Source organism: Ruegeria sp. AM9, assembly GCF_056540565.1.
This window is the reverse complement of the sequence record NZ_JBQFWY010000014.1, coordinates 1-14,829: the sequence shown is the minus strand read 5'-3', so window position 1 is coordinate 14,829 and position 14,829 is coordinate 1. Positions and strand designations below refer to the sequence as shown.

The 14,829-nt window shown below is 59.4% G+C and carries 10 protein-coding genes and 1 pseudogene; 6 read left to right on the top strand and 5 right to left on the bottom strand.

Annotated features, from left to right (window positions below; all coding sequences use genetic code 11):
• Nucleotides 1-9 precede the first annotated feature (9 nt).
• The gene (gene betI, locus ACR0DO_RS17315; RefSeq protein WP_480560662.1) at nucleotides 10-594 is read right to left on the bottom strand and encodes a transcriptional regulator BetI; all 585 of its coding nucleotides are present in this window, start codon (nucleotides 592-594) and stop codon (nucleotides 10-12) included.
• 143 nt (nucleotides 595-737) lie between these two features.
• On the opposite strand from betI, the gene ACR0DO_RS17310 reads away from it, so the two are divergent.
• Together ACR0DO_RS17310 and betA are read left to right on the top strand one after the other, a co-directional pair.
• Nucleotides 738-1,097 carry a cupin domain-containing protein gene (locus ACR0DO_RS17310; RefSeq protein ID WP_480560660.1) on the top strand — a complete coding sequence of 120 codons (360 nt, stop codon included), beginning with the start codon at nucleotides 738-740 and terminating at the stop codon, nucleotides 1,095-1,097.
• Nucleotides 1,098-1,102: 5 nt separating this feature from the next.
• Nucleotides 1,103-2,839 carry a choline dehydrogenase gene (gene betA, locus ACR0DO_RS17305; RefSeq protein WP_480560657.1) on the top strand — a complete coding sequence of 579 codons (1,737 nt, stop codon included), beginning with the start codon at nucleotides 1,103-1,105 and terminating at the stop codon, nucleotides 2,837-2,839.
• A 117-nt stretch (nucleotides 2,840-2,956) separates the two neighbouring features.
• On the opposite strand, the gene ACR0DO_RS17300 is transcribed toward betA, so the two are convergent.
• Nucleotides 2,957-3,328, bottom strand: coding sequence for a winged helix-turn-helix transcriptional regulator (locus tag ACR0DO_RS17300; protein ID WP_480560655.1), 372 nt, complete (start codon nucleotides 3,326-3,328; stop codon nucleotides 2,957-2,959).
• 132 nt (nucleotides 3,329-3,460) lie between these two features.
• Here ACR0DO_RS17300 and ACR0DO_RS17295 point away from each other — a divergent pair, with 132 nt between their 5' ends.
• The 4 genes from ACR0DO_RS17295 to ACR0DO_RS17280 all read left to right on the top strand — a co-directional run bounded on the left by ACR0DO_RS17295 (nucleotide 3,461) and on the right by ACR0DO_RS17280 (nucleotide 8,225).
• Complete coding sequence (locus ACR0DO_RS17295) at nucleotides 3,461-4,069, top strand: NAD(P)H-dependent oxidoreductase (protein WP_480560653.1); 609 nt, start codon at nucleotides 3,461-3,463, stop codon at nucleotides 4,067-4,069.
• A complete protein-coding gene (locus tag ACR0DO_RS17290) occupies nucleotides 4,056-4,775 on the top strand; it encodes a glutathione S-transferase family protein (RefSeq protein ID WP_480560651.1) in 720 nt (239 codons plus the stop codon). Before ACR0DO_RS17295 ends, ACR0DO_RS17290 begins: the two co-directional genes overlap by 14 nt.
• Nucleotides 4,776-4,957: 182 nt before the next feature.
• Nucleotides 4,958-5,926 carry an ion transporter gene (locus tag ACR0DO_RS17285; RefSeq protein ID WP_480560649.1) on the top strand — a complete coding sequence of 323 codons (969 nt, stop codon included), beginning with the start codon at nucleotides 4,958-4,960 and terminating at the stop codon, nucleotides 5,924-5,926.
• 205 nt (nucleotides 5,927-6,131) lie between these two features.
• The gene (locus ACR0DO_RS17280; protein WP_480560647.1) at nucleotides 6,132-8,225 is read left to right on the top strand and encodes a tetratricopeptide repeat-containing sulfotransferase family protein; all 2,094 of its coding nucleotides are present in this window, start codon (nucleotides 6,132-6,134) and stop codon (nucleotides 8,223-8,225) included.
• Nucleotides 8,226-8,305: 80 nt separating this feature from the next.
• Here the strand turns inward: ACR0DO_RS17280 and ACR0DO_RS17275 are convergent, their stop codons facing one another.
• The 3 genes and pseudogenes from ACR0DO_RS17275 to glyA form a co-directional block, all read right to left on the bottom strand.
• A complete protein-coding gene (locus tag ACR0DO_RS17275) occupies nucleotides 8,306-13,360 on the bottom strand; it encodes a beta strand repeat-containing protein (protein WP_480560645.1) in 5,055 nt (1,684 codons plus the stop codon).
• 331 nt (nucleotides 13,361-13,691) lie between these two features.
• A complete protein-coding gene (locus ACR0DO_RS17270; RefSeq protein WP_480560643.1) occupies nucleotides 13,692-14,669 on the bottom strand; it encodes an HpcH/HpaI aldolase/citrate lyase family protein in 978 nt (325 codons plus the stop codon).
• A 17-nt stretch (nucleotides 14,670-14,686) separates the two neighbouring features.
• Nucleotides 14,687-14,829 (bottom strand): annotated as a pseudogene (gene glyA, locus ACR0DO_RS17265) (serine hydroxymethyltransferase); the annotation flags it as partial.

Here is a 14,829-nt window from a genome sequence, read left to right as displayed (position 1 = left end):
CGGTCCGTCTCAGCGGTGCGCTGACAGCGCCTGTTCCGTCAGGGTGGTTACCAGATTCTGCGCTGCTGTCAGGTCGACGGGTTCGACGCGCGTTGCGTGTTGCAGCCACACCCCGTCGATCAGCGCAACAATCATGCGCGCAATGTGTCCGCCCTCCTTGTCGGAATAAAGCGGAGCAATGGCCGAGCGGACAACGTCGAGGTTCCGCTGCTGATAGCGCAGCAGTTCCTGATGATAGTCGGCGTCTGATCCTGCAAGGCAATAGAGCGTCAGCCACACCGACGACAGCCGTTTGTTCGATTGTTCGGGCGCCAGCGCCATACGCACCAGCGCCAGCACCTTGTCCCGCGGCGGGGTGTCCTGTTCCGCGATCAGGTCCAGCTGCTCGCCATAGGAGGTCACCGCATGGCGGATCGCTGCCAGCAGCAGCCCCTGTTTGGTATCGTAATAGTGGCAGACCAACCCGGCAGAAACACCCGCCTGATGCGCCACATCCCGGATCTTCAGCGCACAGAACCCCTGATCATTCAGCACGTCCATGGTGGCCTCGATAATCTGGAGCTTGCGGATTTCGATGTCTGACAATCGTGACACGGAGTGACCTCTGCTGACTTCGGGCCTTTGTATGCGGCACATAGGTTGAACGCCAGTCACATCATTGAGCCGCTGTTCAGCATTTTATTGAACAGCGGTTCAATCAATGCTAGCCGTTCCGCAACACAGGTCCGGAGGCCCAAATGATCCGAGCAATCAATCTGACCGATGCTGGGGCACATGCCCTGATGGCTGCTCCCCGCCAGATGATCATGAGCTCGCCTGAAGTGGCCGCGCCGCTGGAATGGGAAAACCTCGTGATTGATCGCGCCTCGGACGAGGTGCGTGTCGGCACCTGGAAATGCGAGCCCTACACCGACGAGATCGTCGATTATGCCTATGACGAGTTCATGTTCATGATCGCCGGAACGGTCGAGTTGATTTATCCCGACGGCAGCTCTGACAGGTTTGGACCGGGGCAGGCATTCGTGTTGCCCAAGGGGTTCACCGGTACGTGGAAACAGCCCGAAACGGTTGTCAAATTCATGGCAATGATCCGCTGAACCGGGTGGAGCATTACGATTATATCATTGTGGGTGCTGGCTCTGCGGGTTGTGTGCTGGCGAACCGGTTGGGTGAAGACACCCGCAAGCGCATTTTGGTGCTCGAGGCCGGGGGCAGCGACAATGCCATGATCGTGCGGATGCCCTCGGCCCTGTCGATCCCAATGAATACCAGACGCTTCAACTGGGGGTTCGTAACCGAACCCGAGCCGTATCTGGACGGGCGCGTCATGAACCTGCCGCGTGGCAAGGGGCTGGGGGGATCAAGCTCGATCAATGGCATGTGCTATGTGCGTGGCAACCCGATGGATTACGAACTTTGGGCGGATCATGGGGCGGCGGGGTGGAACTGGGCCAACGTGCTGCCCTATTTCAGGCGATTGGAAAACGCCTCGGACACGGGCGCGTTTCGGGGGCGCAGTGGCCCGATCAAAGTGACACGGGGGGTGGAAACCAACCCGCTGTATCCGGCGTTCATCGAGGCGGGTGTTCAGGCCGGATACGCCCGCAGCGCCAATATGAACGACCTCCAGCATGAGGGCTTCGGTCCAATGGAAATGAACGTGGACGCGGGTGAGCGATGCAGTGCCGCCGTCGCCTATCTGCGCCCGGCTATGGCGCGGGGCAATGTCCGGGTCGTGACCCACGCCCACACAACGCGCATTGTGACTGAGGGGCGCAAAGCGGTCGGCGTTGAATACGACCACAAGGGAAAGCGCGTTCAGGCGCGCGCCTCAGAGGTAATCCTGTCCGCAGGTTCGATCATGTCCCCCGTCATTCTGCAGCGGTCGGGCATCGGCCCGGGCGGTGACCTTAAGCAGACCGGGATCGACGTTGTCCATGACCTGCCCGGTGTCGGCGGCAATCTGATGGATCATCTGGAACTTTACGTGCAGCAGGAATGCACGCAGCCGGTGACACTTTACCCGCATATGAGCCTTTTGGGCAAAGCCCGGATCGGGTTGCGCTGGCTGCTGCGCCGCGACGGGTTGGGGGCCACCAATCATTTCGAGGCTGGGGCCCATATCCGCAGCCGCGCCGGTATCCTTTACCCGGATATACAGTTTCACTTCCTGCCGCTGGCCATTTCCTATGACGGGAAAGCGCTGGCTAAGGGGCACGGGTTTCAGGTGCACGTGGGCACGAAGCGATCGAAAAGCCGAGGCAGCGTGCGGCTGAACGCATCGAACTCGCTGGAACCTCCTAGCGTGCGGTTCAACTATATGAGCCACGAAGACGACTGGACGGAAATGCGTGCCTGCGTCCACCTGGCGCGCGAGATTTTTCAGCAACCCGCCTTGGCCCCTTTCGCCGGTCGTGAACTTGCCCCGGGACCGGATTGCAAAAGCGACGCGCAGATCGATCAGTTCATCAAGGACAAGGTCGAAAGCGCCTATCACCCTTGTGGAACCTGCCGGATGGGTGGGGACGCGCAGGCTGTCATCGACCCCAAAACGATGCGCGTGCACGGGATGGAGGGGTTGCGCGTCGTTGACGCTTCGGTCATGCCGCAGGCCACGGCTGGGGACCTCAACGTGCCGACGCTGATGCTGGCGGAACGCGCCGCTGATCTGATCAGAAGCACCAGCTTGCCCGCTGCCGATCCGGCGCCGGTGCTGGTGGATGCCAATTGGCAGAACCGTCAGCGGTCGGGGACAATTGGCGCGGCCCTGAGCGGCGTGGACACCGGAACCCTGTTTGCAGAAGAGCGCAATCTTGTGGGTGGAAAAACGTATCGATAACCGATTGCCAAGGATTGCCCTCGGATGGGCCAGCGGGTCCGCCCACCTCCGCCGGTCCCTACATCGGCATCATACCGAAAGGGCTTGACCTGAAGGCAGGGCCTCTCGGGCGCGCGTTCAGGTATCTGCGCTACTCTGAGGCAGGCTCTCGCTCCATTTCCGCAGCGCGTCCAGAAACCCCAGCGCGGTGCAACCCAATTCGGTGATCTCGTACTGTACCGAAACCGGCGCGGTGTCCATCACTTCGCGCCGGACCAGGCCCCGAGCCTCAAGCTGGCGCAGCCGCTCGGTGATCATCTTTTTGCTGGCGCCGCCAATCAGGCGGGACAGATCGTTAAAGCGCACAGGACCGTCCTTGAGGTGCCACAGGATGGACCCCGTCCATTTCCCGCCGATGATCCGCATGCCGCGTTCGATCGGGCAAGGCTCTGAACAGGCGTCATGAACCTGCCGCCGCCCCTTGGCATCGTCTTCGATCCGCGCCCGCATTCTGCACCTCCGCCGTTCAAGAACTAGGTTACTAAAAGTATACTGGTTGCATTTCTTTCATTGGGTACACAACTTCATCACGACGGCGCGCAAAGTCAAGCGACCGCAGAGTCATGGAACAAGGAACCAGACATGAGCAACATCCTGATCATCAACGGCACGCAGCCCTATGAGTTCGCCCCGGGACGTTTGAACGCAAGCCTGGCGCAAAAAGCGCAGGAGACGCTGGCAGCCAAAGGTCATACGGTGCGCCTGACGACCATTGCGGATGGCTACGACATCGACGCCGAGGTGGACGCGCATGTCTGGGCCGATGTGGTCATCATGCAATTCCCGGTGAACTGGATGGGAACGCCCTGGGTGTTCAAGAAATACATGGACGAAGTGTACACTGCCGGAATGGACGGGCGTCTGAGCATCGGGGATGGCCGCACCACCGAAGCGCCGAAAGCCAACTACGGTATGGGCGGAGGGCTGCAGACCACGAAATACATGCTGTCCGTGACCTTCAACGCGCCGCAAGAGGCGTTCGACAACCCGTCAGAGCCCTTCTTTGCAGGCGACAGCGTCGATGACCTGATGCGCCCGATCCACTTGACCGCCAAATTCCTTGGCATGGAACAGCTGCCGACCTTTGCCGCGTATGACGTCATGAAAAACCCGGGGATCGAGGCCGATTTCAAACGTTTTGACGCCCATCTGACCACCGTATTTGCCGAGGTCGAACATGTCGCGGCCTGATATCCATCTCTATACCGCGGCCACCATGAACGGTTACAAACCGGTGATCTTCTTGGAGGAAGCAGCCGTTCCCTATGACCTCACGGCGATCGATTTCTCGAAACAGGAGCAGAAAACACCGGAGTTTCTGAAGCTCAACCCCAACGGCAAAATCCCGACGATCGAAGACCGGGCCGAGGGGCGGGCGATTTTCGAAAGCGGGGCCATCCTATGGCATCTGGCCGAGAAATACGGGCAATTCCTGCCCGCCGATCCGGTCAAACGGTCCGAGGTGATGCAATGGATGTTCTTTCAGGTCGGCCATGTCGGCCCGATGATGGGACAGGCGATGTATTTCCAACACATTGCCGCCCCAAACGGTCATGAGGAACCGTTTTCGATCAAACGCTATATCGACGAATCCCGCCGGTTGCTTGAGGTTCTTGACGCCCATCTTGAGGGCAAGGAATGGCTTGCGGCCGGGGAATACACCATCGCAGACATGATGGTCTATCCCTGGGCGCGCGCCTATGTCTGGGCCCGCGCCAGCGTTGAAGGCCTGCCGCACCTTGAAGCCTGGTTCGACCGGATTGATGCCCGCCCGGCGGTGCAAAAGGCCCTGACCATTCCCAAGGCAAACCCGCATTTTTGGGACACAGAGGCCGATGCCAGCGCTTTTGCCAAGGAAAATGCAGCCCGGTTTGCCGGGGATGTCAGGAAGGATTGATTTCGGAACTGTCATTGGTCCTGACGACCACGGCGGGATATGCGTAGTTCGGTGACGTTACAACCATTGCCTGTTTCATTATCATGCCGCATGTGCCTTCTTGGATAGGTAACTTGATCTTGGGGAGGGCGCCGTCTCAGCACCCGCATTCCCCGTGACCCGGGCCTGGATGACGTATCGCTATGAGTGACACTATATCGGAGCACAAAAGCCTGCGTGCGAAACTCTACTGGTGGCTGGAGCGGCCAGACCGCACCGCAATCGGGCCATGGCTGCTTGAGATCGCTTTGATCGTTCTGATTTCGCTCAATGTCACTGCCGTGATCCTTGAGACGGTCGGACCCATCTACACGCGCTGGCACGTCGCGCTGGACCTGTTCGAAGGGCTTTCCTTGCTTGTTTTTGTGGCCGAGTACGCCGGGCGTCTCTGGGTTGCGCCGGAAGACCCGGATTGCAAATCCCGTCTGGCCTGGGTCCGGTCTCCACTGGCCGTGATTGACCTGCTGGCGATATTGCCGGCACTGCTCTACCTGTTTTTCCCGATGGATCTGCGCATCCTGCGAACGTTCCGGATGCTGCGGCTGCTCAAGTTGACCCGGTATTCTCCGGCCCTGGGGATGCTGTTTGCCGTGTTCGAGGAAGAGGCCGGGTCTTTCTTTGCCGGGTTCTTCATTCTGCTGGTGATGCTGATTTTCGCTGCCAGCGGTGCCTGGATTGCCGAACACGAGGCGCAGCCCGAAGCCTTTGGCTCGATCCCTGCAGCCATGTGGTGGGCCATGGCCACATTGACGACCGTGGGCTATGGCGATGTGACGCCGGTCACCGTGGCGGGCAAAGTGTTTGGTGCTTTGATTACCGTGATCGGTATCGGCATGGCGGCGTTGCCTGCGGGGATCCTTGCCAGCGGCCTCAACGACCAGCTGCATCGGCGCCGCGCCAGAATGGAGCGCGAATTCCGCGCCGCGCTGGAAGATGGCGATATCTGCGAGGCGGATGAAAAGGATATCGAAGCTCTGAGAAAAAGTCTGGGCCTGTCGCACCGCGCTGCCAATCACATTCGCGACCAAATCCACTCCGAGACACAATCAGAGGCAGGCCGGTGCAAAACCTGCGGTCAGTCCCTTCCGGTACCCGAGGAGGCGCTGGACTAAGCTGCCGGATTTCCAAAGCGCGTGACCAGACCCTCTGCCAAAGCGATATCAACGGGCCTATGGCCTTTGGTCATCCGGCGCAAAACGCTGCTGAACCTGCGAAGTTTGGATGGACGGGGTCCGGTGTTCTCATTACCTATCACCAGAACAGAATAAGCACGCGCCTATCGCCCGTGCAGAGGTATCAGAGACCGGAGCATACAACATGGCCCAAGGCCAAACGATTTCTATTCAGGATGCCTTCAAACTGGCGATGTCGCATTATCAGAACGGCGAGCTGAAACCGGCGGCCACGTTGTTCTCCGAGATTGTCAAAGCCGCACCGGCCCATGCGCACGCGCATCAGATGGTCGGCCTCACCGCGTTTCTGGCAGGGCAGGGGGACGTTGCGGTCAAAGCCATGCGCGAAGCGGTCCGACTGCAGCCGAACGATGCCGTGTTTCTGGCAAATTTCGTCGAAATCCTGCGCTCAGCCGCTGAGTTGGACGAAGCCGTAGACATCGGACTGCGCGCGATCCGCCTGGCGCCGGGAAGTGCCGCGGCGCATTCGAACCTCGGCCTTGTCTACTATGATCGGGGCAACCTGACAGAGGCCGAAGCCTCGCAACAGCGCGCGCTCGCGCTGGACCCCGATTTTGACCGTGCCATCAACAACCTCGGCAGCATTGCCCGCGACAATGGCGACCGCGCAAAGGCGGCAGAGCATTACCGCAAGGCGCTGCGGATTAACCCGACCTCGTCCGAGACCACCAACAATCTGATTTCCGTTCTGGTCGAGTCCGAGAACCCTTCAGAGGCCCGCGCCGTGGCCGAGGCGCAGATGCAGCGCACCCCGCAGGATGCGGAATTGCACCGGAATTTCGGCAGGATATTCCTGCTGGAAAACGATCTGGACAAAGCAGAGACCGCCTTTCGCAATGCGATTGCGATCAACGGGCAAAAGCCCGAAAGCTATGTGGGGCTGGCGCAGGTTTTGTTCGAAAAGAACCACCCCAAATTGGCCTTGATCGAAGCCGAAAACGCTGTGCGCCTTGATCCGAACTGCGCCGTGGCCTTCCACTATGTGGCCATGGCCAAGGCTCATCTGGACGATCTGGCCAGCGCCATTGCCAACTATGAGAAAGGGCTGGAGCTGAAGCCGGACATGGCGGCCAGCCTGCTGGCGCTGGGGCATCTTGCGCTGGAACAAGGTGACGCTGATACCGCCCGCGCCCGGTTTGAACAGGCCGCTGAGACCGCGGAAGACAAGCTGGGCGCGTTGCTTGCTCTGTCAAAGGTGGACAAGACCACCCCGGATAGCCCGATCTTTCACCAGATGGAAGCGGCTCTGCCCACCGCCGCCGACATGCTGCCCCAGAAAGCGGCGGCCTATCACTATGCGATGGGCGAATGTTACGAGCAGTTGAAGCGGTACGATGAGGCGTTCCGGCAATTTGATACCGGTGCCCGGCTAAAGCGTGGCTTGGTCGACTATGTCGCGGCTGAAACGGATCGGTTGACGGACGATCTGATTACCACCTTCGACAGCAAGATGATCGACAGGCTGCGCGGTTGTGCCCTGGACAGTGACCGGCCGATCTTTGTGCTGGGGATGCCGCGATCGGGCACAACGCTGACCGAGTCCATTCTGGACGCGCACAGCAATGTCTTTGGTGCAGGTGAGCTGAATGACATGCAAAACCTGTTCAGCCGCTTGGATGGCACCCCGGCCACGGTGCCGGAAACCGTCAGGGCGCTTTCGGACGACCGGCTGAACCAACGCGCCGAGGATTATATCGAAACGCTGACCGGGCACGCGCCCGCAATGCCCCGCATCGTGGACAAGATGCCCGCGAATTTTCAGCTGCTGGGCTTGATCCACGGTCTGTTTCCCAACGCGAAAATCATCCACGTCGCCCGCAACCCGTTTGACACCTGCCTGTCCTGTTACACGCGCCTGTTCGAGCGTAGCCAGTTGCACAGCTATGATCTGGTCGAATTGGGCGGCTACTACGCCAACTATGTGCGCCTCATGAACCACTGGCACGACACACTGCCCGAAGGCGCGTTCCTGACGGTTCACTATGAAGCGTTGGTCGATGATATCGAGGCCCAGACCAGACGATTGCTGGAGTTTTGCGGATTGGACTGGGACAGCAACTGCCTGGATTTCCACGCCCGCAAACGGCGCGTGAGAACCGCCAGTGTGCAACAGGTGCGCCAACCGCTCTACCGGTCCTCCAAGGCCAAATGGCTGAACTATGAGGATCAACTGAAACCACTGGTCGAAACGATTGGCGATCTTTCGATAGATTTCTGAGTGTTGAGCCTGCGCGACCAAAGGTAGGGCAGATACTCCGCCCTACCCGAAAACTCATGGTGTGCCCGGTGAGGTGCCGGTCAGAAGGACCACCGCAGTCCGGCCCGGAAGTTCGGCCCCTGCGCGTCGCTGCCGATTTCCTGTTCTGCATTGGCTTCGAACTGCATGTTGGGGACAAACTCGTGCTCGTACCCGATCAGAACGCTGCCGCCGGTGAAATCGTTCGACGCAAAGGACAGGCTCTGCGTGGTTGAGAACACCGTCACGGACGCATCGGTATCACCCAGATCACGGCGCAACACGCCCGACAGCTGACCAACCAGAGTGCCGCCACTGTTCAGCGCCCTTTCCACATCGACACCCAAGCGGGCCTCGATCACTTCGGTGGTGCTGTCCCCGACCGTGGCATTGGCCGAAGAGCCGGTCTCGGTGTAGCCGTCATCCTTCTGGCGGGTATAGCGCACATCGCCAAAGCCCATCAGCGAGAACGCGTTGCTGACGTCGAACGGCCGTTCGGCCCCCAGATAGGCGGTCACAAGCGTGCTGTCATACTGGGCATTCGCATCGGCGCTGCCGGTAATTTGGCGGGACCGATCGGTGGATAGCCAGCCGAAGCCCAGCCCGGCCTCAACCGTGTACAAGCCGAACTGACGGCCCACAGAGGCGTCCAGATACACGCCGTCGGTGTCGAAATCCGTCGTATCCGTATCCCCGTCCGAGCGGAATACGCCCAGCCCCAAAGCCAGCGCCAGACCATTGTCCAGTTGACCGGAATACCCGACACTGCCGTTGAACACCGTGACATCGGTATCCATCCCCGCGTTTTCGAACTGGCGCGACGTGGCGTCGATCATCGCATAGGGGCGGAAGGGGCCAAAGCTGATGCCCGACACCCGACCGGTGGTCGAATTGCGCGTGACCTGCGCCTGCCCCCCATAGTTCAGCGCGTTCACCGACCCGTTGACCGCACCACCGTAGAAGGCCGTCACATCGGCCGACGTAAGCAGGTCCGAGGAATCGACACTGGCGTAAACTGGCGCCGCACCGCCTTCATCCTGCACGAACCAGCCCGAGCGTCCGTCCGAAACCGTGGCGGTAAACACACCGGATCCCGCAGCAGCGTCCTCGAACCGGAACACCGAACTGCCGCCATTGGCATCCAGATTAACGTCGTGATCCTGCACCCGGATCACACCGCCCACCATGTCGGTGCTGATCAGATTCAGGGTCCCGGTGCCGGTTCCCAGATAGATCGCATAGGCATCGCCGGCCTCGGACGATGCCGAGATATCGCCCACGGCCGCGATTTCGCCGTCAAAGTTTTCGAAGTAGAGGCCATAAGCGTTGACCATATCGCCGCCCGAGGCCGTCGCCTGAATGACCCCGCTGTTCGAGAAACTGCCCTGCATGTCTTCGATATAGAACCCTGCGGCGGTGCCATCAGCGCTGGCCGTGCCATTGACCAAAGTAGCCGTCGCCGTCACGGTCCCCGAGTTGGACACATCCCCCGCCATCGTGTCGTACAGCAGAACAGCCTGCGCCCGTGCGCTCTCGGCCCCTTGGGCAAAAACAGTGATGTTGCCGCTGTTCTGGACCAAACCGCTGGTGCCGCCGCGTATGTAAATGCCGCGGGCGCTGGAATCCTCGGTCGGTGACAGGCTTTGTGCGGTGATCGTGCCCGAATTGGTCAGCGAACCGTCCAGACCGTCGCGGATAAACACACCTGCCACATAGGCGCTGTGACCCTGCGCTTGAACCGCGATTGCACCGCTGTTGCTGACGTTACCGTTGACCCCTGCTCCGGTGTAAAAGCCATAGGCCTGCGCCTCGGTGTCCTGAGACGTTGCGTGTGCTGTTACCGAACCCGAATTCGAAAAGTCTCCATTGACGGTTTCTTCGACATAAAACCCGTGGGCCTCAGCTTCGTCTTGTGCCGAGGATTGCACGGATACCGAACCCGCATTTGTAATACTGCCGTCGAAGTCATCGACGCTGCCATCGCCACCGACATAAAATCCGTTAGAGATGGCAATATTGTTCGATGAACTCGCGCTGACGGTGATAGCGCTTTGGTTGTTGAAGTCGCCCGTCATTCCGTGTTGCGAGTAGACCCCCGATGCAAGCGCCTGTTGCTGGGCTTCAGCCTGAACGACCATTGATCCTGTGTTCGTCACATTGCTGTCGGGTGCGTGATGATCAAAGTAGATTGCATAGGCGTTGGCATATTCATCATCCGAACTGGCCTGTACTGCAAAAGTGCCAGAGTTGTTGATATCCACGTCCACCGCGTCATTTCGGGTCAGAAGACCATAGGCCTGCGCCTCTTCCTCACCCGCATCCGCCACGGCAAGAATAGTGCCCGAGTTGTTCAGCGCGCCGGTCCAGTCCCGGTTGACGTAAACACCGGCAACCGTGGCTTCGGTGGCACCAATCCCCTGAACCGAGATCACACCCGAGTTGACGATTGCGCCATCCAGACCCGAAACCACCGAGATGCCATACCCCAGCGCATCATCGGTATGGCTTTGAGCGACAATCGAAATCGTGCCAGAGTTCAGGATGTCTGCCTCAGCCTCACCGGACACTCTCAGCCCGATCGCCTCGGCCTCACCCCCGGAATTTGCCTGTAGGGTGATCAAGCCACTGTTGCTGATATCCTCAGTGACACCGTCGCGGATGCTGACGCCATAGGCGTCCAGATCATCCTCATCCGTGTGGCCAATAACCTGAATCGTGCCCGTGTTGGAAAATGCCCCGTCCAGACCGCCGTCGATCCGGATGCCGTACACATCGGCCGAGGTGGCGCTGTCGACTTCACTGCGGATAATGCCGCTGTTTTCGACGTTCCCGGTCACGCCATCATGGACGAACAGACCATAGGCATAGGCCTGCTTGTCCTCTGCGGTCCCTTTCACCGACAGGGTTCCGGCGTTGCTGACACCGCCCTGAACGTGACCTGTGACATCCAGACCCATCGCCAAGACGTCCTCATGATTGGCGTTCGAAGCTGTGGCTGCAACAGTCAGGCTGCCTGTGTTTGAAAAGACGCCCATCAGATCGCCATTGATCTGGAAACCCGACGCGGTGGCCGTGTCTACACCTGCTGCCGAAACGGAAACCGACCCGTCGTTCACGATGTTTCTGGTCATGTCGCCGTAGGACACCAACCCATAGGCCAAAGCACCCGATGAAGCCGCGACAGCCTCGGCGCGGATAGTGCCTATATTGAGTATGTTCCCGTCCAGGCCTCCGCCAATGCGCAGACCGGCGGCGTCTGCTGTTTCGGATCCCGCATGTGCAACAGCCGTAACACTGCCCGAGTTTGTAATGCTACCTGTCAGACCGCTTGTAACGTCGACGCCGCTGGCCCGCGCGCTTGAGCCGCTGGCATCAGCCTTGACCGTGATGTCGCCGCCATTGTTGAGATCCCCGGTCAGACCGCCAGCAATGTCGATACCGTTGACGGAAATCTCGTCAGAACCCGAGGCATTGACAGTAATCGTGCCGGTATTCGAGATCATCCCAGTCAGACCACCGCTGACATCAAACCCGTCCGCGCGTACCTCAGTCGATCCGGACGCGGTCACCGTGACGGTGCCAGAGTTTGTGAGGTCTCCGGTCATCCCACCGGCAACATGCAGGGCCTCTGCCACAACACGGCTGAAACCACCATCCGCTTTGACCGAAATTGTTCCGGAATTCAGGAAGTTTCCGTCAAAACCGCTGGAGACATTGAAAGCGTCTCCATCAGCGGCCGAGGTACTGTTGGAAACGACGGTGACTGTTCCTGTGTTCGTGATGTTCCCGGTCATGCCGCTGCTGACGTAGAACGCGTCGGCATCCGCTTCGCTAAAGCCGCTGTTGGCGTTGACCGAAATCGTCCCGGAATTCAGGAAATTGCCGGTCAGACCGCTGCTGACATAAAACGCGTCCGCATCGACTGACGAAGACCCCGCCGCGTTGACAGTTACCGTGCTGGCGTTGGTGATGTCACCGGTCATGCCGCCGCTGACATAGAACGCATCGGCGTCGGTTTGGTTGAAGCCGCCCTGCGCGTTGATCTGAATGCTGCCTGAGTTCAGAAAGCTACCCGTCAGGCCGCTGCTGACGTAGTACCCATCCGCGTCCACGGATGAAGACCCCGAAGCGGTGATTGTCATCGTCCCCGCGTTGGTCACATTCCCCTGCAAACCGTTGTTGACGCGCACCCCGTCGACATTTGAACTGGTTTGGCTGTTAAGCGCCTGAACCGTGATGCTGCCTGAATTCAACACATTGCCGGTCAGGCCATTGTCAACCTGGACGCCTGTGGCCTGTGCTGTTTCAGCTCCGGAATTGGTCTGAACGGTGATGGTGTTCGAATTGACCAGATTTCCGTTTACTGCGCCCTCCACATCGACACCGATCGCCGAAACACTGGCGCCGCCGGTCGTCGTCGCGCTCAGGGTCCCGGTGTTGCTGATGGTGGTGTTGACGTCATCGCCAAACAGTAATGCCGCCGCTGTCGCGTTCGAGGACCCGGCTGCGGCCACAGCAGAAATTGTTCCCCCGTTTTGGACCGTTCCGGTTGCCTGAACGCCGTCCTCGAACCCGGCGCCGACGGCGACTGCATTGTCAGCAATAGTCGCGGCATTGGCCGACAGGGTTCCGGTATTCTGGAACGTCCCGCCGAAATCGCCGTTGGTCAAAAAGCTCATGGCCGTGGCGTTGCTGGTCGCACCGGCAACCGTTGCGCTGATCGCGCCATTGTTCACGATCTGGCCGGAGGGCAGTACCTGAGTGTCCACCAGCAAACCAATAGCCGTTGCATTGGCCGTTGCCGACACGGTGCCATCGTTGATCAGGGTGCTGGAATAAACCGGGTCTAGCGTCACGGCAGGGGCCGTAGCCGTGGAAACACTCACCGATCCTGTGGACGTGATGCTGTTATCCTCGTCATTCAAGAAGACCACTAGAGAGGTTTGGGGCTTGGAAATCACCTCAGCTACGGCCATCCCCGACGACACTGTCCCTATGGATGCCGAGGCCAGAAACACCGAAGGAGCAATGCTGGCAATTTTGCCTTTCCATTTGACAACTCGACCACCCCTGGCCGCGCGCGCCTGCACGGACCGCCCCAAACCGCCTGTATTCACCGATGTCTCCCCTCAAAGGACTTTTTTGTTTGCTTGGACGTTCCCTAAGAACGAAACCCGGCCTAAATGTGGCAAGCTCAGTGGATGTGGACTTTTAATTCACACGCGATGTGTCAGTTGCAGCTCGGCAAGTTTCAGTCTTATATTATATATTGATTTCAAAGTGATACACTTAATAGAAAAACGGTACCGCAGGTTGAGGCACCGAGGGGAAAATACTCCGAGGTTGTGAATTGGACGTTCGAGTCGGCCAGCTCTGCTCTGCTGACACCCGCACAAAAAACTGCGAGGGCTATTCCCTCGCAGTTTCTGTTTTTCAATCTCAAACGGGTCAGGCCGCAGCGATCTGGCCTGCTTTCTCTACCAGCACTTCGGCTTGACGGATCGACGCATAATCGATCAGGCGGCCGTCCAGCGACACCGCGCCTTTGCCTGCGGCTTCGGCCTCGGCCATGGCAACGAGAATGCGCTGAGCCTTGTTGACCTCGGCGTCGGACGGGGACATTACCTCGTTCGCCAGCGTGATCTGACTTGGATGGATCGCCCATTTGCCTTCGCACCCCAGAACCGCCGCACGTTTGGCCGCAGCGCGGTAACCGTCCTGATCCTGGAAGTCGCCGAACGGCCCGTCGATCGGGCGCAGACCGTTGGCGCGGGCCGCAACGACCATGCGCGCCAGCGCATAGTGCCACATGTCGCCCCAATGGGTCATGCGACCACCGTCAGCATCCGCGTCGGTCAACACCGAATAATCCGGGTTCACACCGCCGATGATCGTGGTCCGCGCACGGGTCGAGGCGGCATAGTCCGCAACGCCAAAATGCAGGCTTTCATTACGCTTCGACGCGGCTGCGATCTCGCTGACATTCTGCATACCCAGCGCGGTTTCGATGATGTGCTCGAAGCCGATCCGTTTCTTGTAACCCTTGGCGTCCTCGATCTGAGTGACAAGCATATCGACGGCATAGACGTCAGCGGCGGTGCCAACTTTGGGAATCATGATCAGGTCCAGCCGCGTACCGGCCTGTTCGACCACATCCACCACGTCGCGGTACATGTAATGGGTGTCCAGGCCGTTGATCCGCACCGACATGGTCTTGTTGCCCCAGTCGATATCGTTCAGCGCTTCGATGATGTTCTTGCGCGCCTGTTCCTTTTCGTCCGGCGCAACGGCATCTTCCAGATCAAGGAAAATGACGTCCACGTCAGATGCAGCGGCCTTTTCGAACATACCGGGCTGACTGCCCGGAACGGCCAGTTCGCTGCGGTTCAGGCGGGCAGGGGCTTGTTCAATGGAATAAAAGCTCATGGTTCGGGTCCTTCAACTTACAGGTTAGGATAGATCGGGAATTTTGCGCAGAGGTCTGCGACCTCGGCCTTGACCTTGGCTTCGACTTCGCCGTTGCCGTCCTCGCCATTGGCGGCCAGGCCATCGACCACTTCGATGATCCAGTCGGCGATCTGGCGGA